This window comes from Aeromonas dhakensis, from assembly GCF_002285935.1.
Taxonomy (GTDB): Bacteria; Pseudomonadota; Gammaproteobacteria; order Enterobacterales; family Aeromonadaceae; genus Aeromonas; species Aeromonas dhakensis.
In genome coordinates this window covers 776,712-797,368 of record NZ_CP023141.1, presented here as the reverse complement: position 1 = coordinate 797,368, position 20,657 = coordinate 776,712, and the positions used below count along the sequence as shown (strand labels likewise).

Annotated in this window: 20 protein-coding genes; 10 read left to right on the top strand and 10 right to left on the bottom strand. The window is 61.5% G+C overall.

Features of this window, described 5'->3' with window-relative positions:
• Positions 1 to 14: 14 nt before the first annotated feature.
• The 4 genes from CK627_RS03965 to fhuB are packed head-to-tail and all read left to right on the top strand — an operon-like array spanning position 15 to position 5,358.
• Positions 15 to 1,673 carry a multidrug ABC transporter permease/ATP-binding protein gene (locus CK627_RS03965; protein ID WP_095591731.1) on the top strand — a complete coding sequence of 553 codons (1,659 nt, stop codon included), beginning with the start codon at positions 15 to 17 and terminating at the stop codon, positions 1,671 to 1,673.
• A gap of 22 nt (positions 1,674 to 1,695) precedes the next feature.
• Positions 1,696 to 2,460, top strand: coding sequence for an ATP-binding cassette domain-containing protein (locus CK627_RS03960; RefSeq protein WP_095591730.1), 765 nt, complete (start codon positions 1,696 to 1,698; stop codon positions 2,458 to 2,460).
• A 34-nt stretch (positions 2,461 to 2,494) separates the two neighbouring features.
• The gene (locus CK627_RS03955) at positions 2,495 to 3,379 is read left to right on the top strand and encodes an ABC transporter substrate-binding protein (RefSeq protein ID WP_095593451.1); all 885 of its coding nucleotides are present in this window, start codon (positions 2,495 to 2,497) and stop codon (positions 3,377 to 3,379) included.
• Positions 3,376 to 5,358 carry a Fe(3+)-hydroxamate ABC transporter permease FhuB gene (gene fhuB / locus CK627_RS03950; RefSeq protein WP_095591729.1) on the top strand — a complete coding sequence of 661 codons (1,983 nt, stop codon included), beginning with the start codon at positions 3,376 to 3,378 and terminating at the stop codon, positions 5,356 to 5,358. Before CK627_RS03955 ends, fhuB begins: the two co-directional genes overlap by 4 nt.
• A gap of 70 nt (positions 5,359 to 5,428) precedes the next feature.
• Here fhuB and mnmE read toward each other — a convergent pair whose 3' ends face one another.
• From mnmE to CK627_RS03910, 8 genes are all read right to left on the bottom strand, one after another.
• Positions 5,429 to 6,790: a tRNA uridine-5-carboxymethylaminomethyl(34) synthesis GTPase MnmE gene (gene mnmE, locus CK627_RS03945; RefSeq protein ID WP_029302505.1), complete on the bottom strand. Its 1,362-nt coding sequence runs from the start codon at positions 6,788 to 6,790 to the stop codon at positions 5,429 to 5,431.
• Between the two features lie 109 nt (positions 6,791 to 6,899).
• The gene (gene yidC / locus CK627_RS03940) at positions 6,900 to 8,546 is read right to left on the bottom strand and encodes a membrane protein insertase YidC (protein WP_010635604.1); all 1,647 of its coding nucleotides are present in this window, start codon (positions 8,544 to 8,546) and stop codon (positions 6,900 to 6,902) included.
• 5 nt (positions 8,547 to 8,551) lie between these two features.
• Entirely contained in the window at positions 8,552 to 8,800 is a 249-nt protein-coding gene (gene yidD / locus CK627_RS03935) for a membrane protein insertion efficiency factor YidD (RefSeq protein ID WP_010635605.1), read from the bottom strand.
• A complete protein-coding gene (gene rnpA, locus CK627_RS03930; protein ID WP_005307159.1) occupies positions 8,767 to 9,126 on the bottom strand; it encodes a ribonuclease P protein component in 360 nt (119 codons plus the stop codon). The genes yidD and rnpA overlap by 34 nt, the downstream gene beginning before the upstream one ends.
• Positions 9,126 to 9,260 carry a 50S ribosomal protein L34 gene (rpmH, locus tag CK627_RS03925; protein ID WP_005307156.1) on the bottom strand — a complete coding sequence of 45 codons (135 nt, stop codon included), beginning with the start codon at positions 9,258 to 9,260 and terminating at the stop codon, positions 9,126 to 9,128. The genes rnpA and rpmH overlap by 1 nt, the downstream gene beginning before the upstream one ends.
• Positions 9,261 to 9,529: 269 nt before the next feature.
• Positions 9,530 to 10,264 carry an amino acid ABC transporter ATP-binding protein gene (locus CK627_RS03920; RefSeq protein WP_005307149.1) on the bottom strand — a complete coding sequence of 245 codons (735 nt, stop codon included), beginning with the start codon at positions 10,262 to 10,264 and terminating at the stop codon, positions 9,530 to 9,532.
• Positions 10,265 to 10,351: 87 nt separating this feature from the next.
• Entirely contained in the window at positions 10,352 to 11,020 is a 669-nt protein-coding gene (locus tag CK627_RS03915; RefSeq protein ID WP_005307147.1) for an amino acid ABC transporter permease, read from the bottom strand.
• Positions 11,021 to 11,779, bottom strand: coding sequence for an amino acid ABC transporter substrate-binding protein (locus CK627_RS03910; RefSeq protein ID WP_005307144.1), 759 nt, complete (start codon positions 11,777 to 11,779; stop codon positions 11,021 to 11,023).
• A gap of 313 nt (positions 11,780 to 12,092) precedes the next feature.
• Between CK627_RS03910 and dnaA the strand changes: the two genes are divergently transcribed.
• The 4 genes from dnaA (at position 12,093) to gyrB (ending at position 18,164) form a co-directional block, all read left to right on the top strand.
• Positions 12,093 to 13,463 carry a chromosomal replication initiator protein DnaA gene (gene dnaA, locus CK627_RS03905; RefSeq protein ID WP_005307141.1) on the top strand — a complete coding sequence of 457 codons (1,371 nt, stop codon included), beginning with the start codon at positions 12,093 to 12,095 and terminating at the stop codon, positions 13,461 to 13,463.
• 83 nt (positions 13,464 to 13,546) lie between these two features.
• Positions 13,547 to 14,650, top strand: coding sequence for a DNA polymerase III subunit beta (gene dnaN / locus CK627_RS03900; protein WP_005307138.1), 1,104 nt, complete (start codon positions 13,547 to 13,549; stop codon positions 14,648 to 14,650).
• A 2-nt stretch (positions 14,651 to 14,652) separates the two neighbouring features.
• Positions 14,653 to 15,756, top strand: a complete 1,104-nt coding sequence (gene recF, locus CK627_RS03895) for a DNA replication/repair protein RecF (RefSeq protein WP_095591728.1) — start codon at positions 14,653 to 14,655, stop codon at positions 15,754 to 15,756.
• Complete coding sequence (gene gyrB / locus CK627_RS03890) at positions 15,753 to 18,164, top strand: DNA topoisomerase (ATP-hydrolyzing) subunit B (RefSeq protein ID WP_017766631.1); 2,412 nt, start codon at positions 15,753 to 15,755, stop codon at positions 18,162 to 18,164. The genes recF and gyrB overlap by 4 nt, the downstream gene beginning before the upstream one ends.
• A gap of 102 nt (positions 18,165 to 18,266) precedes the next feature.
• Here the strand turns inward: gyrB and CK627_RS03885 are convergent, their stop codons facing one another.
• Both CK627_RS03885 and CK627_RS03880 read right to left on the bottom strand, forming a co-directional pair.
• Positions 18,267 to 18,644 (bottom strand): VOC family protein, encoded by a 378-nt coding sequence (locus CK627_RS03885; RefSeq protein WP_095591727.1) that lies wholly within the window; start codon positions 18,642 to 18,644, stop codon positions 18,267 to 18,269.
• A gap of 66 nt (positions 18,645 to 18,710) precedes the next feature.
• Positions 18,711 to 19,415 (bottom strand): helix-turn-helix transcriptional regulator, encoded by a 705-nt coding sequence (locus tag CK627_RS03880; protein ID WP_095591726.1) that lies wholly within the window; start codon positions 19,413 to 19,415, stop codon positions 18,711 to 18,713.
• 236 nt (positions 19,416 to 19,651) lie between these two features.
• Between CK627_RS03880 and CK627_RS03875 the strand changes: the two genes are divergently transcribed.
• Complete coding sequence (locus tag CK627_RS03875; protein WP_010635612.1) at positions 19,652 to 20,065, top strand: Hsp20 family protein; 414 nt, start codon at positions 19,652 to 19,654, stop codon at positions 20,063 to 20,065.
• A gap of 93 nt (positions 20,066 to 20,158) precedes the next feature.
• A complete protein-coding gene (locus CK627_RS03870) occupies positions 20,159 to 20,599 on the top strand; it encodes an Hsp20 family protein (RefSeq protein ID WP_017766633.1) in 441 nt (146 codons plus the stop codon).
• Positions 20,600 to 20,657 lie beyond the last annotated feature (58 nt).

Below are 20,657 nucleotides of genomic sequence, written 5' to 3'. Positions count from 1 at the left end.
AATACCGGTCCGTTATGGAACTCTTGTCTCTGGTTTATCGCCAATATCGTTGGCCCTTCATCGCCATTACCCTGCTCAGCCTGCTCAGTGCCGTCAGCGGGATTGGTGTCATTGCCTTTATCAATCAGTCTCTCGTCGAATCAGTCGGCGATCCGCTACCGGTGCTCGGTCAGCTGATCGGCCTCATCTTATTGCTGCTGGTGATCACGCTCGGCTCTCAGCTGGCGCTGACCACCCTCGGCCATCATTTCGTTTACCGGCTGCGCGGCCGCCTGCTCAAGCAGTTGCTGGATACCGATGTCACCCGCCTGCGCCAGATTGGCCAGGGGCCGCTGCTGGCCTCCCTTTCCAGCGACATCGGCCAGATCACCATCGCCTTCGTGCGCCTGCCCGAGCTGGTGCAGGGTCTGGTGCTCACCCTGGGCTCGGCCCTCTACCTCGGCTGGCTGTCGCCGGCCCTGCTCGGCGTCACCACGCTCTGGGTTACCTTCACCATGGTGGTGGGCTGGCTGCTGGTGAACCGGGTCTATCGCCATCTCTCCCACATGCGTCAGGCCGAGGATCGGCTCTATCAGAACTATCAGGCCATCATCGCCGGCAGCAAGGAGCTGGCGCTCAACCGCGAGCGGGCCCACTTCGTCTACCACCAGCTTTATCAGCAGAATGCGCAGGAGTACCGCCAGCAGATCATCCGCGCCGACACCTATCACCTGAGCGCGGTGAACTGGTCGAATATCATGATGCTGGGGGCCATCGGCCTGGTCTTCTTCCTGGCCAACGGGCTGGGCTGGGCCGACACCCAGGTGGCCGCCACCTTCGCGCTGACCCTGCTGTTCTTGCGTACCCCCTTGTTGCAGGGCATTGGCGCGCTGCCGACCCTGCTCTCGGCCCAGGTGGCGTTCGACAAGATAGCGGCCCTCAATCTGGCCGCGCCGGACGCCGAGTTCCCGCTGCCGTCCGCACCCCGCGCCTGGCAGCGCATCGAGCTGGAGCAGGTGAGCTTTCACTATCAGGGGGAGGGCGGTTTCGCAGTGGGTCCCATCAACCTGGTGATCGAGCGGGGGGAGCAAATCTTCATCATAGGTGGCAACGGCTCCGGCAAGTCGACCCTGGCCATGCTGCTGACCGGCCTGTATCAGCCGGTAGCGGGCCGGATCCTGCTGGATGGGGAGACGGTCACCGATCGCAACGCCTATCTGGCGCTGTTCTCCGCCATCTTCACCGACTATCACCTGTTCCAGCACCTGCTGGGGCCGGAACCCAAGGATGAGCTGGTGGCCGAGTGGCTGGAGCGGCTGCAGATGGGCAGCAAGCTCGCCATCGAAGATGGCTTCATCGCCGATATCGACCTCTCCCAGGGGCAGCGCAAGCGGGTCGCCCTGCTGCTGGCGCTGGCCGAGCAGCGCGAGGTGATGCTGTTCGACGAGTGGGCCGCGGATCAGGATCCCCAGTTCCGCCGCATCTTCTATCAGCTGCTGCTGCCGCGCCTCAAGGAGATGGGCAAGACGGTGATCGCCATCAGCCACGACGATCTCTACTTCTCCCAGGCCGACCGGCTGCTGGAGATGCGCCAGGGCCGGCTCAGCGAGCTGACCGGCGAGCGGCGCGAGCAGGTGAGCCGCGATGCGGTCGCCCATCTGGATTGTGACTTGAATGCAGAGGTGCCGGTTTGAACCCGGCCAACAGGAACCGCTTATGTTTGAGATGAAATCAGCCAGCTTCGTGGTCAATGACCGCACGCTGCTGCACCCTACCGATCTCTGTTTCGAGCAGGGCAAGGTCTATGGCCTCATAGGCCACAACGGTTCGGGTAAATCCACCTTGCTCAAGCTGCTGGCACGCCAGCAGCCGCTCAGTGACGGCGAGATCCGGTTCGATGACAAGCCGCTGCCGGCGTGGGGCGCGCGCGACTTCGCCCGTCAGGTGGCCTATCTGCCCCAGCATCTGCCGAGCGCCGAAAACCTGCTCGGGCGGGAGCTGGTGGAGATGGGCCGCTACCCCTGGCGCGGCCTGCTGGGTCGGATGGGGGCGGAGGATCACCGCCAGGTCGAACGGGCCATCGCGCTGACCCATATCGAACGCTTTGCCGACCGGCTGGTGGATACCCTCTCAGGCGGCGAGCGGGGGCGGGTGTGGCTGGCCATGCTGCTGGCCCAGGAGAGCCGTTTCATCCTGCTGGACGAGCCGCTGGCCGCGCTGGACGTAGCTCATCAGGTAGAGGTGCTCACGCTCGTCAAGCAGTTGAGCCGCCAGCTCAAGCTCGGGGTCATCATCGTCATTCACGACATCAACATGGCCTCCCGCTTCTGCGATCGGCTGGTGGCGCTGCACTCCGGCCGCCTGCTGACCCACGGCGAACCCGAGCAGATCATGACCGGCGAGACCCTGCACGCCATCTATGGCATCCCGATGGAGGTCATTCGCCACCCGGCCCATGATCACGCCATCGCTATCGTCTGACCGGGGGCCTTTCTTGAACCGTTTATTGAAGAAGATGGCGTCCTGCCTTGTCGGCCTGCTGCTGCCGCTTGCAGTGCAGGCTGACACATCCCCGACCGCCTCCGCGCCGGTACCCCGTATCGCCACCGTCGACTGGACCATAGCCGAAACCCTGCTGGCGCTCGGGGTGACACCGCTGGCGGTGGGGGATGTCGGCTCCTACCGCGCCTGGGTCGGCGAACCGCTGCTGCCGGCCGCCGTGGTGGACATCGGCCAGCGTGCCCAGCCCAACCGTGAGCTGCTGGCCGAGCTCAAACCCGATCGCATCCTCATCTCGCCGCTGGCGGCCCCGCTGGCGCCGACCCTCTCCCGCATCGCGCCGGTGCAATCCATCGCGCTCTACGAGCCGGATGCCGATCTGTGGCAGCGGCTACACGAGGCGACCCTGACCATTGCCGCGCTGGTGGACAAAACCGCCGAGGCCGAGCAACTGCTGGCCAGGCTGGACCAGGATCTGGCGCAGATGCGGGCGGCGTTGCCTGCTGATCTGCCGCCCCTGCTGGTGGTGCAGTTCATCGATGAGCGCCATGTGCGGGTATTTGGCCGTCACAGCCTGTTCGAGGCGGTGATGCAGCGGCTTGGCCTGCGCAATGGCTGGCAGGGGGAAACCAATGCCTGGGGCTTTGCCGTGGCCAGTCTGGAGCAGTTGATGGCGCTGCCGCAAGCGCGGCTGGTGGTGGTCGATCCGATCCCGGTCGGGGTGAGCGAGCGGCTACAGGAGCCCGGTCTGTGGCAGCAGCTACCACAGGTGAGGGCGGCGGCCGTGCTGCATCTGCCTGCGGTGTGGAGTTTTGGCGGCGTGCTGGCGGCGCGCCGCTTTGCCGTGCAGCTCAGTACTGCGCTGCAGAGGGATGGGCAAAGCGGGGAGGGGCTGCAATGAACCAGATTTTTCCGTCGCCGCTGCGACTACCTGTCAGCCTGCTGCTGGGGCTCACGCTGGCGCTCGCCGGTTGGGAGCTGGCCGGTCAGTTGCCGGTGGCGCGTTGGCTGGCGACCCTGTTGTCGCCGGATCTGACCGATGCCAGCCAGGCGGTGGTCCACTTCAGCTGGCTGCCGCGTCTTGCCGTCTGCCTGCTGGCCGGCGCCGCCCTCGGGCTGGCCGGCACCCTGATGCAGCAGGTGCTGCGCAACCCGCTGGCCTCGCCCACCACCCTGGGGGTGGCTTCCGGCGCCCAGTTGGCGCTGATGATGGTGACCCTGTTTGCCCCCTCCTGGCTGCTGCTGGGGCGGGAGTGGATCGCCATGGCCGGCGGCAGTCTCGCCATGGGGCTGGTGTTTGCCCTGGCCTGGCGTCGCCAGCTCAATCCTGTGGTCATCGTCTTTGCCGGGCTGGTGATCAACCTCTATCTGGCGGCCATCAGCATGGGGCTCCTGCTGTTCTTTCAGGAGGAGCTGAAAGGCTTGCTGGTGTGGGGCAGTGGCTCGCTGGTGCAAAACAGCTGGAGCGGGGTGAGCTACCTGCTGCCCCGTCTGCTGCTGGCTGGCGTGCTGGCCGCGGTGCTGGTGCGCCCGCTGGCGGTGCTGGAGCTGGATGATGCCAGTGCCCGCAGTCTGGGGGTCTCCCTTCAACATCTGCGTTTCGCCGGACTGGGGCTGGCGGTGTTCGTCACCGCCTGCGTGGTGAGCGTGGTGGGGCTGATCGGCTTCATCGGGCTGGCGGCGCCCGCCCTGGTGCGCTTGCTGGGGGTGAGAAAACTGGCCCTGCGACTGCTGTGGGCCCCGCTATTGGGCGCTCTGCTGCTGGCGGCCACCGATCTGTTGCTGCAATCCCTGAGCCGCAGCGGCTCTGTACTCATTCCGACCGGCGCCATGACGGCCCTGTTGGGAGCTCCGCTGTTGTTGTGGCTGATCCCGCGCCTGGGTATCAAGTCGGGCACGCCGAAGGCGAATGCCGCCCTGCTGGTGGCCCGCCACCCGGCGCCGGCCCGCCTTGTCGGCCTGATGTTGATGGGGCTGGTATTGGCGGTGATCGCCTCCCTGCTGGTTGGACAGGGGATTGACGGCTGGCACTGGCCGAGCTGGCTGCGCTGGCAGGCCCAGCTGGAGTGGCGGCTGCCGCGCACCCTGGCGGCCGGTGCGGCGGGCATGCTGCTGGCGCTGGCGGGCACCCTGCTGCAACGGGTCAGCAGCAACCCCATGGCGAGCCCCGAGCTGCTGGGGGTGAGTGGTGGCACCTTCATGGGGGTGATTGCCACGGCGCTGCTGCTGCCCGCCCTGCCGTTGCCCATGATGCTGGCCGGCGGCCTGTTAGGTGCCTTCGGTTGTCTGCTGCTGTTGCTGCTGGTCAATCGCAGCCACGGCTTCCAGCCGGAGCGGCTGCTGCTCTCCGGCATCGCCATCACGGCGCTGTTCGAGCCGCTACAGGCCATCGCGCTGGCCAACGGTGACCTGCGGGTGCAGCAACTGCTCTCCTGGATGTCCGGCTCCACCTATTACGTCACCCTGCCGCTTGCCGGCGGGTTGGTCGTGCTGGCACTGACGCTGCTGGCAGCCTGCCTGCTGCTCAGCCGCTGGCTCGATCTGCTGCCGATGGGGCCGGCGGTGGCCGCCGCGCTCGGCATTCGGCTCAACCAGGCTCAGCTCGCCATCCTGCTGCTGGTGGCCGTGCTGACCGCCAGCGCGACCCTGGTGGTGGGGCCGCTCTCCTTCGTCGGCTTGCTGGCACCGCACATGGCCAAGCTGATGGGGCTGGTGCGGGCACGCTGGCATCTGCTCGGTGCCGCCGTCTCCGGCGCCCTGCTGATGGTGTCGGCGGACTGGATCGGCCAGCAGATCCTGTTCCCGCAGGAAGTGCCGGTGGGGCTGGTCTCCACCTTGTTAGGGGGCGCTTACTTCATGTGGTGCCTGCGCCGCCTCTAGGTTGGTGGATGAAAAATGCACAAAAAAAGCCCGGGATGAACCCGGGCTTTTTATTGCCTGCCGTGCGGCGTTATTTGCCGATGCAGAAGCTGGAGAAGATGCGGCCCAGCAGATCGTCGGAGCTGAACTCACCGGTGATCTCACTGAGTGACTCCTGCGCCAGGCGCAGCTCTTCGGCCACCAGCTCGCCGGCCACGAATACCTCCAGCTGCTCCTTGGCCACCAGCAGCCGCTCGGCGGCGCGCTCCAGCGCATCCAGATGGCGGCGGCGGGCCATGAAGCCCCCCTCGGTGTTGCCCTGGAAGCCCATGCAGGCTTTCAGGTGCTCGCGCAGGGCGGGCAGCCCCAGCTCGGTCTTGGCGGAGATGCGGTAGACGGCGTGGCCTTGCTCCTGACTCGGCGCCAGATCCTCGCCGGTCAGGTCGGCCTTGTTGCGCACCACGGTGAGGCCGATCTTTTTTGGCAACCGATCAACAAATTCCGGCCAGATCTCCCGCGGGTCGACCGCAGCCGTGGTGGTGCCATCCACCATGAACAGCACCCGATCGGCCTGCTCAATCTCGGCCCAGGCACGCTCGATGCCGATCTGCTCCACCTTGTCCTGGGTGTCGCGCAGGCCGGCGGTGTCGATGATGTGCAGCGGCATGCCATCCAGATGAATGTGTTCGCGCAGCACGTCGCGGGTGGTGCCGGCGATCTCGGTGACGATGGCGGACTCGCGGCCGGCCAGGGCGTTGAGCAGGCTCGATTTGCCGGCGTTCGGACGACCGGCGATCACCACCTTCATCCCTTCCCGCAGCAGGGCGCCCTGCTTGGCCTCGCCGCGCACGTCGTCGAGCTCCGCCATGATGGCGTAGAGATCCCCCGCCACCTTGCCGTCGGAGAGAAAATCGATCTCCTCGTCCGGGAAGTCGATGGCGGCCTCCACATAGATACGCAACCGGGTGAGACTCTCCACCAGCTGCTGGATCTTGCCGGAGAACTGCCCCTGCAGGGAGTGCATGGCACTGCGGGCGGCCTGCTCGCTGGACGCCTCGATAAGGTCGGCGATGGCCTCGGCCTGGGCCAGATCCAGCTTGTCGTTCATGAAGGCGCGTTCGCTGAACTCGCCGGGGCGGGCAGGGCGCAGCCCTTTTATCTGCAGGATGCGGCGCACCAGCATGTCCATGATCACCGGGCCGCCGTGGCCCTGTAGCTCCAGCACGTCTTCGCCAGTGAAGCTGTTGGGGGCCTTGAACAGCAGGGCGATGCCTTGATCCAGCGGCTGGCCTTGCTCATCCCTGAACGGCAGATATTCGGCATAACGCACCCGGGGGAGCTTGCCGAGCACTATCTCGGCGACCTGTTCGGCGGCGGGGCCGGAGACGCGGACTATGCCGACGCCGCCACGGCCGGGGGCGGTGGCCTGGGCCACGATGGTATCAGTAGTCATCTTGCTTGGCTCATTTGTTCGCTGATGGTTCACAGCAGTGGGGTCATTGTAATAAAAAAGGCGACCCGAAGGCCGCCTCTTTTGTCATTCATCTTGCCATCGGGAGCGATTAGCTGCGGGTATGCAGGCCTTTCTTCTCCAGCTGACGATAGATGATGGTCTGCTGGGTAATGGAGATGACGTTGCTCACCAGCCAGTACAGGGTCAGACCTGCCGGGAACCAGAGGAACATGAAAGTGAAGATGATCGGCATGAACTGCATCACTTTCTGCTGCATCGGGTCGGTAATGGTGGTCGGGCTCATCTTCTGCAGATACCACATGGAGGCACCCATGAGGATCGGCAACACGAAGAAGGGGTCCTTCACCGACAGGTCGGTGATCCACAGGGCGAACGGCGCGTGGCGCAGCTCGACGGACTCCATCAGTGCCCAGTAGAGGGCGATGAAGATCGGCATCTGCACCAGGATCGGCAGACAGCCACCCAGCGGGTTGACCTTCTCCTTCTTGTACAGCTCCATCATGCCCTGAGACATCTTCTGGCGATCGTCGCCGAAGCGCTCGCGCAGGGCGGCCAGCTTGGGCTGCAGCATGCGCATCTTGGCCATGGAGGTGTACTGGGCCTTGGTCAGCGGGAACATGACGCCACGCACCAGCAGGGTCAGCATGATGATGGCCAGACCCCAGTTCTGGACGAAGCCGTGGAACACGGTCAGCAGCCAGTGCAGCGGTTGGGCGATGAACCAGAGCCAGCCGTAGTCGACGGTCAGGTCGAGGTGGTTGGCTACCTTGGCCATCTGATCCTGCAGCTTGGGACCGACCCACAGCTTGCTGGTCACTTCGGCCTGCTGGCCGGCAGCGATGTCAACCAGCGGTGCCTTGTAGCCGATGATGGCCTGGTCTTTGCCAGGGATCACGCGGCTGTAGAAGCTGTTGGTGTCGTCGGCATTCGGTGCCCAGGCAGAGACGAAGTAGTGTTGCAGCATGGCGACCCAACCACCCTTGGTGGTCTTGTTCAGGTCGGCATCCTTCATCTCGTCGAAGGTGTACTTCTTGTAGCGGGTATCTTCGCTGGAGAAGGCACCACCGCGGTAGGCGCTGGCCACCATGGCGTGACCCTGCTGGTCTTTCGGCGTGGCCACGGTCTGCTTCAGCTGACCGTAGAACTGCACCTGGACCGGCTCGGCAGACTTGTTGTCGATCTTGTAGTCGACGCCGACTGCGTAGTCACCACGCTTGAGGACGAACTCCTTGGTGAAGACCACGCCCTTGCTGTCGGTCCAGGTCATCGGGACGACGACTTGATCCTGACCGTCGGCCAGCTGGTAGCTGGTCTGGGCGGCTTCGTAGGTGGGACGACCCTGGGGCTGGCTGTCCGGGCCATTGCGACCAACCAGGCCGCTCTGGGCAACATAGAGGTGCTCAGGCTGACTGGTCAGCAGTACGAACGGTTGATCCTTGCCTTCTTCCAGCTTGTGGGCCAGCAGCTCGGCAGAGACGATGTCACCACCCTGGGTATCCAGGGTCAGCTTGAGCACGTCGGAGGTGACGGTGATCAGCTTGCGTGCGGTGTTCGCGTTGGCTTGCTCGGAAACCTGAGGAATATCACCGGTCTGACCGGCTTCAGGTACGAAATGTTCGGTTTGGGCCACGGTAGTCGGGGCCGGCTTCGGAGCCTTGTCGGACTCCCACTGTTGCCAGAGCAAAAAGCTCACGAACAGCAAACCGATCAGGATGAGATTGCGTTGTGATTCCATAGTCTTCAGTTTCTTCGCTTTGGTTGCGGAACCGGGTCATAACCACCCTCGGATAAGGGATGGCATTTTAATAGACGTTTGCTGGCTAACCAAACGCCTTTTATGAAACCGTGAAGTCGGATTGCTTCTATCGCAAATTGGGAACAAGTCGGGGTGAAACGGCAGCGCGGCCCGAGCAGAGGGCTAATGATTAGCTGATACAGGCGTATCAGTTTGACAGCTACCCATTGCAACGGCGTGACAGAGTGCGCCATAGCTTTTCCAGTAACTTGAACAGTTCCTCGTTATCCATCTCCTTCACACCGGCCTTGGCGATCACGACGATGTCGATAGCGGGCAGATTGGCTTGATTGAGGCGGAAACTTTCCCGAACCACCCGTTTTACACGGTTGCGCCAGACGGCACGCTTGAGTGCTTTTTTGGGCACGGCGAGACCAAGGCGAGGGTGTTCGAGCGAATTGGGAGAGGCGAGAAGTGTAATCTGCGGAGAAGCGGCCCGGACAGGCTCGGCGAAAACGCGTTTGAAGTGTTCGGGAGTTAACAGACGTAACTCCCGAGAAAAGGCGTGCTGGGTAGGCATTAGACTACCAGGCGGGCACGACCCTTGGCACGACGAGCGGCCAGAACTTTACGACCGTTGGCAGTTGCCATGCGGGCGCGGAAACCGTGAGAGCGCTTGCGCTTCAGGTTGGACGGTTGAAAAGTACGTTTCATGATTCGATTCCGTATTTCTGTACAGTTTTGATTGTCACACTTAGCCGACGCGCCAGCTATAGCGTGTGACGACTAGCAAAAGAGGCCGAATTCTAAACAGAGTTCGGCTTTTAGTCAATCCGCCGTTCCCTCCCATCCTGCCCCGACCTCGAAAAGGTCTTGGGCGAACGTGAGGATCCGAAGGATCAAGGGCTCCGGATTATACTGGCAACCCGGGGTTTAACAAGGATCCTCCAATAAAAAAGGCGGCAGAGCCGCCAAAGAGAGAGCTATTTAAGCACTTTGCGCAGGAACTCCCGGGTACGGGGATCCTGCGGATCGACCAATATCTGATCCGGCGGGCCCTGTTCCACGATCCGGCCCCCCTCCATGAAGATCACCCGATCGGCAACATCTCTAGCAAATTCAATCTCATGGGTCACCACCACCATGGTCTGGTGCTGGCGGGCCAGCTCCTTCATCAGGCCCAGTACTTCGTCGACCCATTCGGGATCGAGGGCCGAGGTGGGCTCGTCAAACAGGATCACCTTGGAGTGAGCCGCCATGGCCCGGCCAATACCGACCCGTTGCTGCTGACCGCCCGATAATGAGGCCGGATAAGCGTCCTGCTTGTCGGCGAGACCTATGTCCTTGAGGATGCCGAGGGCGGTGGCACGGGCCTCGGCCTTCGGCTGTTTCCAGACGGTGATCAGCCCCTCGGCGATGTTGTCCAGCGCCGTTTTGTTGGCAAACAGGGCGTAGTTCTGGAACACGAAGGAGGCGCGCTTGCGCAGCTCGATGGCTTGCTGCTCGCTGGCCTTGGCCAGGTTGAGCTGCAGATCGTCGATGGCGAGGGTGCCCGTATCGGGAGTCTCCAGCAGGTTGAGGCAGCGCAGCAAGGTGGACTTGCCGGTGCCGGAGGGGCCGATGATGACGACGATTTCCCCCTTTTTCACCTCCAGATCGATGCTGTTTAGCACCTGATTGCCGTCATATGCCTTGGAGAGGCCGGTTAGCTTGATCATGATGGCCCTCCTTTAAACAGGCGCAGAGTTAAAACGGACTTCCGGCGTGCATTGCAAGCGGGTCGGTTGCGTTGTCATGGCAAACCCCTAATAGGCACGGTTGAGCCGCACTTCCAGCAGATGCTGCAGGCGGGTAAAGAAGATGACTACCACCCAGTAGACCAGCGCCACCGCCATGAAGCTCTCGAAGAACTTGAAGGAGGAGGAGGCTTCCATCTGCGCCTTGCCCATGATCTCGGCCACCCCCAGGGTGAAGGCCAGCGAGGTGCTCTTGATCATGTCGATGAAGTAGTTCATCAGGGACGGCGTGGCGATGCGGGCCGCCTGCGGCAGTATGATCCGCTGCATCGCCTGGTAACGGCTCATGCCGATGCTGAGGGCGGCTTCCATCTGGCTCTTGTGGATGCCAATGATGGAGGCGCGGATCGACTCGGCCATGTAGGCGGCAAAGTGCAGGGTCAAACCGACGATGGCGGCGGTGAAGGCATCCATTCCCACGAAGATGGGGAACAGCTGCGGCAGCCCGTAGTAGAGCAGGAACAGCTGGACGAGCAGCGGTGTACCCCGAAAGAACGAGATATAGAGCATCGCCAGCCAGTGGATCACGGGAACGCGAAAGACCCGTACTATCGCCAGGGCCAGCGACAGTACGAGTGCCAATGCGAATCCCCACAGGGCCATTTCCATCGTGGTGCCCAGATACTTGAGCAGGATGGGAAACAGCCCCAGTGTGTATTCGAGGTCAAATTCCATCATTTATTTGTCGGTGATGTCGGAAGCGAACCATTTTTCAGAGATCTGACGCAGGGAACCATCCTTGCGCATGGCGGTGAGGGCGTCATCGACCTTCTTCAGCAGTGCCTGCTTTTCCGGGGTCTTCAGGAAGGGCAGGGCGTTCTCGATGGTTTCGAACGGTGCGCCGGCCTGTTGCAGCGGCAGCTTGGATTCCTTGATCAGCTGGGCGGTGGAGACGCGGTCCATCACGAAGGCGTCGATGCGGCCCAGGGCAACGTCCTGCTCGAAGGCGGAGTCATAGGTGCGGATGTCGATCTTCTTGTTGGGGTCGTTCTTGCGCAGCAGCTCTTCGAAGTTGGAGCCCAGGTTCACCGCGACCTTCTTGCCTTCCAGATCCTTGATGCCGTGAATGGTGCTGTTGCCCTTGCGCACCACGATCTGGGCGCCGTCATAGACATAGGGCTGGGAGAAGGCGTACTTGGCCTTGCGCTCGTCGGTGATGGTGATCTGGTTGGAGATGGTATCGACGCGGCCGGTTTCCAGCATGCCGAACAGGCCGGAGAAGCTGGCGGTCACGAACTCGACCTTGTAGCCGGTGCGCTCGCCGATCTGGTTCCACATGTCCACTTCAAAGCCCTGCAGCTTGTCCTGCTTGACGAAGGTGAACGGGAAGTACTTGCCGGACATGCCGACCTTGATGGTTTCCTGGGCGATGGCTTGACCGGACAGGGCGGCCAGCAGAATGGCTGCGCCGGAGACCAGCTTGATGGATGACGTCATGGTGATTCCTCTCTCTCTGTAGTTCTGTATTTTTAGTTGTAAACGCTGGGGTTGCGCTGATGTTATTGGAATAAAACCTAAAGAATAAATGATATTTGGTTATATAAAATAACCGCTTCAGGTCTGGATCTTTGGTGCATCGGTGACGGGATCGGGCTGTGGGTAACTTTGGGGATGAAATCAGATCCACGGCTGCTGGATCCTTGAAAGTCAAGGATCTTATTTGCTGGATCCGCGAGGTCGCGGCTAGAGATCCAGCCGCTAAAAACGTAGAATAGCCGGTCTTTAGTTAATCAATCGACGGGAGTTTAGAGTGACTGCTTCGCTATGGCAGCAGTGCCTTAACCGGCTGCAAGATGAGTTGCCCTCGGCAGAATTCAGCATGTGGATCCGGCCGCTTCAAGCGGAGTTGAGTGACAATACTCTGACCCTGTATGCACCGAATCGTTTCGTTCTGGACTGGGTTCGAGACAAGTATCTCATCCGGGTGAACGGCATCATCAATGAGCTCTGCGGGGTCGATGGCCCCACCCTGCGTTTTGACATCGGCAATCGTCCCCATCCCGTCGCGGTGGCCAGGGCGCCGGCACGGGGTGCGGATCCTGTGAATAACTCGCAGAAGAGCTGGGAAAGCAAGGCCGAGGCCAAGCCCGAACCGAACCACAAGAGCAACACCAACGTGAACTATACCTTCGAGAATTTCGTCGAGGGTAAGTCCAACCAGTTGGCCCGTGCGGCTGCCCGTCAGGTTGCCGACAATCCGGGCGGGGCCTACAACCCGCTGTTCCTCTATGGCGGCACCGGTCTGGGCAAGACCCACCTGCTGCATGCCGTCGGCAACGCCATCAAGGAGCGCAAGCAGGACGCCAAGGTCATCTACATGCACTCCGAGCGGTTTGTGCAGGACATGGTGAAGGCGCTGCAGAATAACGCCATTGAAGAGTTCAAGCGTTATTACCGTAGCGTCGATGCCCTGCTCATCGATGACATCCAGTTTTTCGCCAACAAGGAGCGCTCCCAGGAGGAGTTCTTCCACACCTTCAACGCCCTGCTCGAAGGCAACCAGCAGATCATCCTGACCTCGGATCGCTATCCGAAGGAGATCAACGGGGTGGAAGATCGTCTCAAGTCCCGCTTCGGCTGGGGCCTGACCGTGGCGATCGAGCCGCCTGAGCTGGAGACGCGTGTCGCCATCCTGATGCGCAAGGCGGACGAGAACCAGATCCACCTGCCGGACGAAGTGGCCTTCTTCATCGCCAAGCGGCTGCGCTCCAACGTGCGCGAGCTGGAAGGGGCGCTGAACCGGGTGATCGCCAATGCCAACTTCACCGGTCGCGCCATCAACATCGACTTCGTGCGCGAAGCGCTGCGCGATCTGCTGGCGTTGCAGGAGAAGCTGGTCACCATCGACAATATTCAGAAGACGGTGGCGGAGTACTACAAGATCAAGCTGGCGGATCTGCTCTCCAAGCGCCGTTCCCGCTCCGTTGCCCGTCCACGCCAGCTGGCGATGGCGCTGGCCAAGGAGCTGACCAACCATAGCTTGCCGGAGATAGGTGATGCCTTTGGTGGTCGTGACCACACTACCGTGCTTCATGCCTGCCGCAAGATCGAGCAGTTGAAGGAAGAGAGTCACGACATCAAGGAAGACTATTCCAACCTGATCCGTACCCTTTCTTCCTGATGACGGAACTGAGTGCACAGATGCAGCTTGAACATGCCAACCTGATCCGAAACCTTTACTCCTAATCACAACGGAGAGCACAGATGCAGCTCGAAATTAGCCGTGAGGCCCTGTTACGTCCTCTGCAACTGGTGTCCGGTGCCCTCGGTGGCCGGCCGACCCTGCCGATCCTCGGCAACGTGCTGCTTGATGTCAGCAACGGTCTGTTGTCACTGACCGGTACCGACCTCGAAGTGGAGATGATCGGTCAGGTCTATCTCAACAGCGACAGTCAGGATGGCCGCACCACAGTACCGGCGCGCAAGCTGCTGGACATTTGTCGCGGTCTGCCGGAAGGGGCGGACATTCGCCTCAATACCGAAGGCGAGCGCCTGATCATCCGCTCCGGCCGTTCCCGCTTCAACCTGTCGACCCTGCCGGCCACCGAATACCCGAACATCGAGGATTGGGAATCCGTGCTCGAGTTCGACATCGGCCAGCTGGAGCTGAAAAAACTCATCGACGCGACCCAGTTCTCCATGGCGAGCCAGGACGTGCGCTACTACCTGAACGGCATGCTGTTCGAGAGCGAGGGCCACGGCCTGCGTACCGTGGCCACCGATGGCCACCGGCTGGCGACCTGCCGCCGCGAGGTGGTGAGCGAATCGCTGCCCGATCATCAGGTCATCCTGCCGCGCAAGGGCGTGCTGGAACTGGTGCGTCTGCTGGAAGCGGAAGACAAGCCGGTGCGGCTGCAGATCGGCCGTAGCAACCTGCGCGCCGCCCTCGACGGCTTCATCTTCACCTCCAAGCTAGTGGATGGCCGCTTCCCGGACTGGCGCCGCGTCATTCCGCGCAACAGCGACAAGGCCCTGATCGCTGGCCGTGAGGATCTGCGCCAGGCCTTTGCCCGTGCCGCCATCCTCTCCAACGAGAAATTCCGTGGGGTGCGTCTCAATCTGCAGGAAAACCTGCTGCGCATCACCGCCAACAACCCGGAACAGGAAGAAGCCGAAGAGCTGCTTGACGTACAATACGAAGCCGGCGAGATGGAGATTGGTTTCAACGTCTCTTATGTGCTGGACGTGCTGAATACGTTAAAATGTGACCAAATCCGGATCAGCCTGAGCGATTCCATCAGCAGCGCCATTATTGAGGATTTTGACAGTCAGGATGCTCAGTATGTGGTAATGCCGATGCGGATCTAGTCGTGTCCCTGGTCAAACTCCAGCTCAGCGACTTTCGCAATATCCAGCAGGCCAGTCTCGCGCTGTCACCCGGCCTCAATATCCTGGTCGGGTGCAACGGCAGCGGCAAGACCAGCGTGCTGGAAGCCATTCACTACCTCGGTCTTGGTCGCTCCTTTCGCACTCACCTGACCGGGCGGGTCATCCGCCAGGGGGAGAGGGCGTTTACCCTGTTCGCCCAGTGCGAACTGGAAGGGCGCCAGGTGCCCATCGGCCTCGCCAAGGACAAGAGTGGCGAGACCCAGCTCAAGATTGCCGGTGCCCAGGCCCTGCGCCTGGCCGACCTGGCCGAGCTGCTGCCGGTGCAGCTGATCCACCCGGATGGCTTCAACCTGCTGACCGGCGGGCCCCAGGCTCGCCGAGCCTGGCTCGACTGGGGTGTTTTTCATCAGGAACCGACCTTCTTCTCCCTGTGGGGACGGGTACGGCGGCTGCTGAAACAGCGCAATGCACTGCTGCGCCAGAGCACCCAGTATCGCCAACTGGCGTTCTGGGATCAGGAGCTGGTGCGGTTGGGGGGAGAGCTGGCCGAGTTTCGCGCCAGTTATTGTCAGGCCATTACCCCCCTGATCAAGGAGATGACGGCGGACTTTTTGCCGGAATTCGACATCAGCCTTGGATTCTATCGAGGCTGGGAAAAAGATACCCCGCTCAATGAATTGCTGGAGGCGGGATTTGAGCGGGATCGGACGCTGGGTTACACGGGCGTTGGTCCACAGAAGGCCGATGTGCGCCTCAAGGCGAACGGCGTGCCCGCTCAGGATATTTTGTCCAGGGGTCAGCTGAAGTTGTTGGTCTGTGCTATGCGACTGGCCCAAGGGCTCTATTTGAATCAACATAGCAGCCGTGGCTGTATTTTTTTAATTGACGATTTTGCCTCTGAACTGGATGTCGACAAGCGCCGCTTGCTGGCCGCAAGGCTGAAGCAGTGTGCGTCCCAGGTGTTCATCACCGCCATCGACACCGGTCAGCTCGCAGACATGATGGATGCGAATGACTGCAAGTTGTTCCACGTGGAACAAGGCAAGATCTCCGAAACGTTAGAGAAGGCAGAGAGTAAGCTATGAGTGAAAATACTTACGACTCCTCGAATATCAAGGTACTGAAGGGCCTGGATGCGGTCCGCAAGCGCCCGGGGATGTATATCGGCGATACGGATGATGGCTCGGGCCTGCACCACATGGTGTTCGAAGTGGTCGATAACTCCATTGACGAGGCGCTCGCTGGCTACTGCTCCGATATTCAGGTCAAGATCCACTCCGATGGTTCCGTCTCCGTCCGTGACAACGGCCGCGGCATTCCTGTCGACATTCACCCGGAAGAGGGTCGCTCCGCCGCAGAGGTCATCATGACCGTGCTGCACGCCGGCGGCAAATTCGATGACAACTCCTACAAGGTGTCCGGCGGTCTGCACGGCGTGGGCGTTTCCGTGGTGAACGCGCTCTCTGACAAGCTGTTGCTGACCATCCGTCGCAACGGTCACGTCTACGAGCAGACCTATCACCTGGGTGAGCCGCAGGCTCCGCTCAAGCAGATCGGCGATGCCACCACCACCGGGACCGAAGTGCGTTTCTGGCCGAGCCCGACCATCTTCAGCGACACCTTGTTCCACTACGAGATCCTGGCCAAGCGTCTGCGCGAGCTCTCCTTCCTCAACTCCGGCGTCTCCATCCGTCTGATGGACGAGCGTGACGGCCGCGAGGCGCACTTCTGCTACGAAGGCGGCATCAAGGCGTTTGTAGAGTACCTGAACCAGAACAAGACCCCGATCCACCCGAAGGTGTTCCACTTCACCACCGAGCAGGATGGCATCGGCGTCGAAGTGGCGATGCAGTGGAACGACGCCTATCAGGAAGGGGTCTACTGCTTCACCAACAACATTCCGCAGCGTGATGGTGGCACCCACCTAGTGGGCTTCCGTACCGCGCTGACCCGTACCCTCAACTCCTACATGGACAAAGAGGACTACAGCAAGAAGGCCAAGTCTGCCGCCAGCGGCGATGACGTGCGTGAAGGTCTGATTGCCGTTATCTCCGTCAAGGTGCCGGATCCCAAGTTCTCCTCCCAGACCAAGGACAAGCTGGTCTCTTCCGAAGTGAAGACCGCTGTCGAACAGGCGATGGGCGAGAAGCTGGCCGACTTCCTGCTGGAAAACCCGGGCGATGCCAAGATCGTGGTCAACAAGATCATCGATGCGGCCCGTGCCCGTGAAGCGGCCCGCAAGGCCCGCGAACTGACCCGCCGCAAGGGTGCGCTGGATATCGCCGGTCTGCCCGGCAAGCTGGCCGACTGTCAGGAAAAAGACCCGGCGCTCTCCGAACTCTACATAGTGGAAGGGGACTCTGCTGGCGGTTCCGCCAAGCAGGGTCGCAACCGGAAGAACCAGGCCATCCTGCCGCTCAAGGGCAAGATCCTGAACGTAGAGAAGGCCCGTTTCGACAAGATGATCTCCTCCCAGGAGGTGGGCACCCTGATCACCGCACTGGGCTGCGGTATCGGTCGCGACGAGTACAACCCGGACAAGCTGCGCTATCACAACATCATCATCATGACCGATGCGGACGTCGATGGTGCGCACATCCGTACCCTGCTGCTGACCTTCTTCTATCGTCAGATGCCGGAAATCATCGAGCGTGGCTATGTCTACATCGCCCAGCCGCCGCTCTACAAGGTGAAGAAGGGCAAGCAGGAGCAGTACCTGAAGGACGAGGATGCGCTGCTGCAATACCAGACTGCCATGGCGCTGGATGGTGCGACCCTGCACGTCAACGAGTCTGCTCCGGCCATCGGTGGTGAGGCTCTGGAGCGTCTGGTCAACCAGCATCGCGCCGTGACCCACCTCATCACCCGCATGTCCCGTCGTGCGCCGGAAGCGGTATTGACCCAGCTGATCTATCAGCCGGAACTGAACGAAGCACTGCTGACCAGCGAGAGCGATCTGCAGGCTTGGTGCCAGAGCATGGAAGCCGTGCTCAACGAGAGCAACCACGGTATCCAGTACCAGATGCAGGTGCGCCGCGATGAAGAGCGCCGTCTGTTCGTGCCGCATGCCGTGGTACGTCAGCACGGTGTCGACCGCGAATACCCGATCAGCTACGACTTCCTGCAATCCTCCGAGTACCGTCAGCTGGTCTCGCTGGGCAAGGAGATCGCCAACCTGATCGAGGAAGGCGGTTACATCAAGCGTGGCGAGAAGGTGAAGCCGGTCGCCAGCTTCGTCGAAGCGGTCGAGTGGCTGATGGGCGAAGGCAAGCGCGGCATCTACATCCAGCGCTATAAAGGGCTGGGCGAGATGAACCCGGACCAGCTGTGGGAAACCACCATGGATCCGGAAGCCCGTCGCATGCTGCGCGTTACCATCGACGATGCCGTCGGTGCCGACCAGCTCTTCTCTACCCTGATGGGTGACGCAGTAGAGCCGCGTCGCGACTTCATCGAGACCAACGCCCTGCGCGTGGCCAACCTCGACGTCTAATTCGACGCTGTCAGTACGATATAAAAAAGCCGCTCCCTGTGAGCGGCTTTTTGTTTTTCTGGCGGAGGAGGTGGCACGTTCCACGTGAAACATTGAACCCGATTACCCAAGCTCAGGTGCAGGGCAGTAGAGGAGCAGGCGATGGCCGTCCGGATCGAGGGCCATACAGGTGTAGCCAAACTCCATCCGGGTCGGTGCCTGGATCAGGGTGAGCCCGCGCGCCTGCCACTCCGCAGACTGGCGATCGACAGCGGCATCATCGGGGAGGGCGAAGGCCAGCTCCATGGCCCCGGCCGTTTGGGTCACGGCGGGTTCGACCGTGGCGCGGGACCAGAGTGCCAGTCTGGCGCCTGACTCGAACACGAACATGGTAAAGGTGGGGGACTCTTCTACCGGTGGGCGGCCGAACAGCTCGCGGTAAAAGAGGGCGCTGCGGGTCGGGTTGGCAACGTAGAGGATGGTGAACTGGGGGACTAACATGGTGATGCTCCTTGCTGATGAGATGGCGCATCGGCGCCGACCCCATCAGCATGGCGCCGCCTGCTGTCAGTTTCTGTCAGCAATGAATCTGGGTTGCGGGAGCTGCTGGCTGGCGCGCCACTCCTTGAGCAACCGTTCCCGATTGCCAGGATAAGGTTCCGCCTCCAGCCGCATCGCGCTGATCCTGTCCACCCGAAAGTGGCGAAAGCCCTGGCGCAGCTCGCACCAGGCCACCAGAATCCGCACCTGGTCGAAGTAGCCGAGGTCACAGGGCCAGACGGTGCGCTCCGAACTCGCTTCCTTGAGATCCCGATAGCTCAGGGTCACCTTGCGCTGCTGGCGGATGGCGCTGCGCAGCGGAGCCTCGTCGACGGGGCTGTCACCGCGAGCGGTGCCGATCAGAAGGGCATTGGCATGCAGCTGTTGGCGATAATCGGCGGGCAGCACGGCCTCTATCTTGGCCAGCACGCTGCTGGCGGCGGTGCTGAGGGCATGATCGGCATGGGCCGCCACCCAGCGTGAGCCCAGTACCAGCGCATCCAGTTCCTCTTTGCTGAACATCAGCGGCGGCAGCATGAAGCCGGGGCGCAGCACATAGCCGATACCCGCTTCCCCCTCGATGTGGGCGCCCTGTGCCTGCAGGGTGGCGATATCCCGATAGAGAGTGCGCAGACTGATGCCAAGCTGGCTGGCCAGCTCGCTGCCGGTGATGGCGTAGCGGTGGCCGCGCAGCAGTTGCAGCAGGGCCAGCAGGCGTTCGGAACGGGACATGATGTGACTCCTCAAGATCTCCGCTCAGGGTGCCATGTTTGTGACTGGGGGAGGAAGCCCAATGAGGGAAAAGCCTGCAAATGGGCGGAGAGAAGATTTTTCGATCAGAGCCCTTGAAAGCCGAAAGCGGGCCCCTATATAGATAACAAGGCCGGAACGCTCGACAGAGGTTTCGACCAGGCGCCCGTCCATCAGGAGGGCAAACAATCGGTTATCGCTCAAAAGAGGATAATACTATGCGTTCTATCGACTTTTCTCCGCTCTATCGTTCTGCCATCGGTTTCGATCGTCTGGCCAATCTCATCGAATCTGCCGCCAGCAATGGCAATGCCGGTTATCCCCCCTACAACATCGAACAGCTGGGTGACAGCGACTACCGCATCAGCATGGCGGTGGCGGGCTTTACCCAGGAAGAGCTGGAGCTGAGCTTCCAGGAAAATCTGCTGACGGTGAAGGGCAACAAGCAGGCCGATACCGAGCGTAACTACCTCTATCAAGGCATAGCCGAACGCGGCTTCGAGCGTCGCTTCCAGCTGGCCGACTATGTGCGGGTGAAGGGCGCCGATCTGAAGAACGGTCTGCTGCACATCGACCTGGTGCGCGAAGTGCCCGAGGCGATGAAGCCCCGCAAGATCGAGATCAACGGCTGACAGTCTGACCTCGTTGCATTGTTGATGTTTCCCGGGTGCCGATTGACGGGCCCGTGGAGAGTAAACCCTGTTGCTTTATAGAAGGATAGGATCATGCGTAACCTCGATTTTTCTCATCTCTATTCCAATGCCGTCGGCTTCGAGCGGATGGCCCGTGAGCTGGAAGGCCTGTTCGATCAGAAGACCTCGGCCTACCCCCCGTACAACATTGAAAAGCGCGATCACGACAGCTACCTCATCACGGTTGCCGTGGCCGGTTTCGAGCGCAATGAGCTGGAGCTGGAGACCGAAAACGGCACCCTCAAGGTGAAGGGGCGCAAGGTCGCCTCCATGGGCGAGCGCCAGTTCCTCCATCAGGGGATCGCCGAGCGGGACTTCGAGCTCGCCTTCAAGCTGAGCCAGCATGTAGAGGTGCAAGGTGCCAAGCTGGAGCATGGCCTGCTGACCATAGAGCTGGCCCGCGAGCTGCCGGAGGCGCTCAAGCCCCGCGCCATCCCCATCGGCAAGCCCGAGCAGCTGGCGCTGCCCGGCTAAACAGTACCGCTGACCAGCTGATAGAAGAGAGGCCTGCATTCGCAGGCCTCTCTGTTTT

Coding starts and splice junctions, on each gene's coding strand:
- yidC (WP_010635604.1), bottom strand. CDS start 8,546: ATGGAATCACAACGCAATCTCATCCTGATCGGTTTGCTGTTCGTGAGC.
- fhuB (WP_095591729.1), top strand. CDS start 3,376: ATGAACCAGATTTTTCCGTCGCCGCTGCGACTACCTGTCAGCCTGCTG.
- rpmH (WP_005307156.1), bottom strand. CDS start 9,260: ATGAAACGTACTTTTCAACCGTCCAACCTGAAGCGCAAGCGCTCTCAC.
- CK627_RS03885 (WP_095591727.1), bottom strand. CDS start 18,644: ATGTTAGTCCCCCAGTTCACCATCCTCTACGTTGCCAACCCGACCCGC.
- CK627_RS03880 (WP_095591726.1), bottom strand. CDS start 19,415: ATGTCCCGTTCCGAACGCCTGCTGGCCCTGCTGCAACTGCTGCGCGGC.
- CK627_RS03875 (WP_010635612.1), top strand. CDS start 19,652: ATGCGTTCTATCGACTTTTCTCCGCTCTATCGTTCTGCCATCGGTTTC.
- mnmE (WP_029302505.1), bottom strand. CDS start 6,790: ATGACTACTGATACCATCGTGGCCCAGGCCACCGCCCCCGGCCGTGGC.
- gyrB (WP_017766631.1), top strand. CDS start 15,753: ATGAGTGAAAATACTTACGACTCCTCGAATATCAAGGTACTGAAGGGC.
- CK627_RS03870 (WP_017766633.1), top strand. CDS start 20,159: ATGCGTAACCTCGATTTTTCTCATCTCTATTCCAATGCCGTCGGCTTC.
- CK627_RS03955 (WP_095593451.1), top strand. CDS start 2,495: ATGGCGTCCTGCCTTGTCGGCCTGCTGCTGCCGCTTGCAGTGCAGGCT.
- yidD (WP_010635605.1), bottom strand. CDS start 8,800: ATGGCGCACTCTGTCACGCCGTTGCAATGGGTAGCTGTCAAACTGATA.
- rnpA (WP_005307159.1), bottom strand. CDS start 9,126: ATGCCTACCCAGCACGCCTTTTCTCGGGAGTTACGTCTGTTAACTCCC.
- CK627_RS03960 (WP_095591730.1), top strand. CDS start 1,696: ATGTTTGAGATGAAATCAGCCAGCTTCGTGGTCAATGACCGCACGCTG.
- dnaN (WP_005307138.1), top strand. CDS start 13,547: ATGCAGCTCGAAATTAGCCGTGAGGCCCTGTTACGTCCTCTGCAACTG.
- CK627_RS03965 (WP_095591731.1), top strand. CDS start 15: ATGGAACTCTTGTCTCTGGTTTATCGCCAATATCGTTGGCCCTTCATC.
- CK627_RS03920 (WP_005307149.1), bottom strand. CDS start 10,264: ATGATCAAGCTAACCGGCCTCTCCAAGGCATATGACGGCAATCAGGTG.
- CK627_RS03910 (WP_005307144.1), bottom strand. CDS start 11,779: ATGACGTCATCCATCAAGCTGGTCTCCGGCGCAGCCATTCTGCTGGCC.
- CK627_RS03915 (WP_005307147.1), bottom strand. CDS start 11,020: ATGATGGAATTTGACCTCGAATACACACTGGGGCTGTTTCCCATCCTG.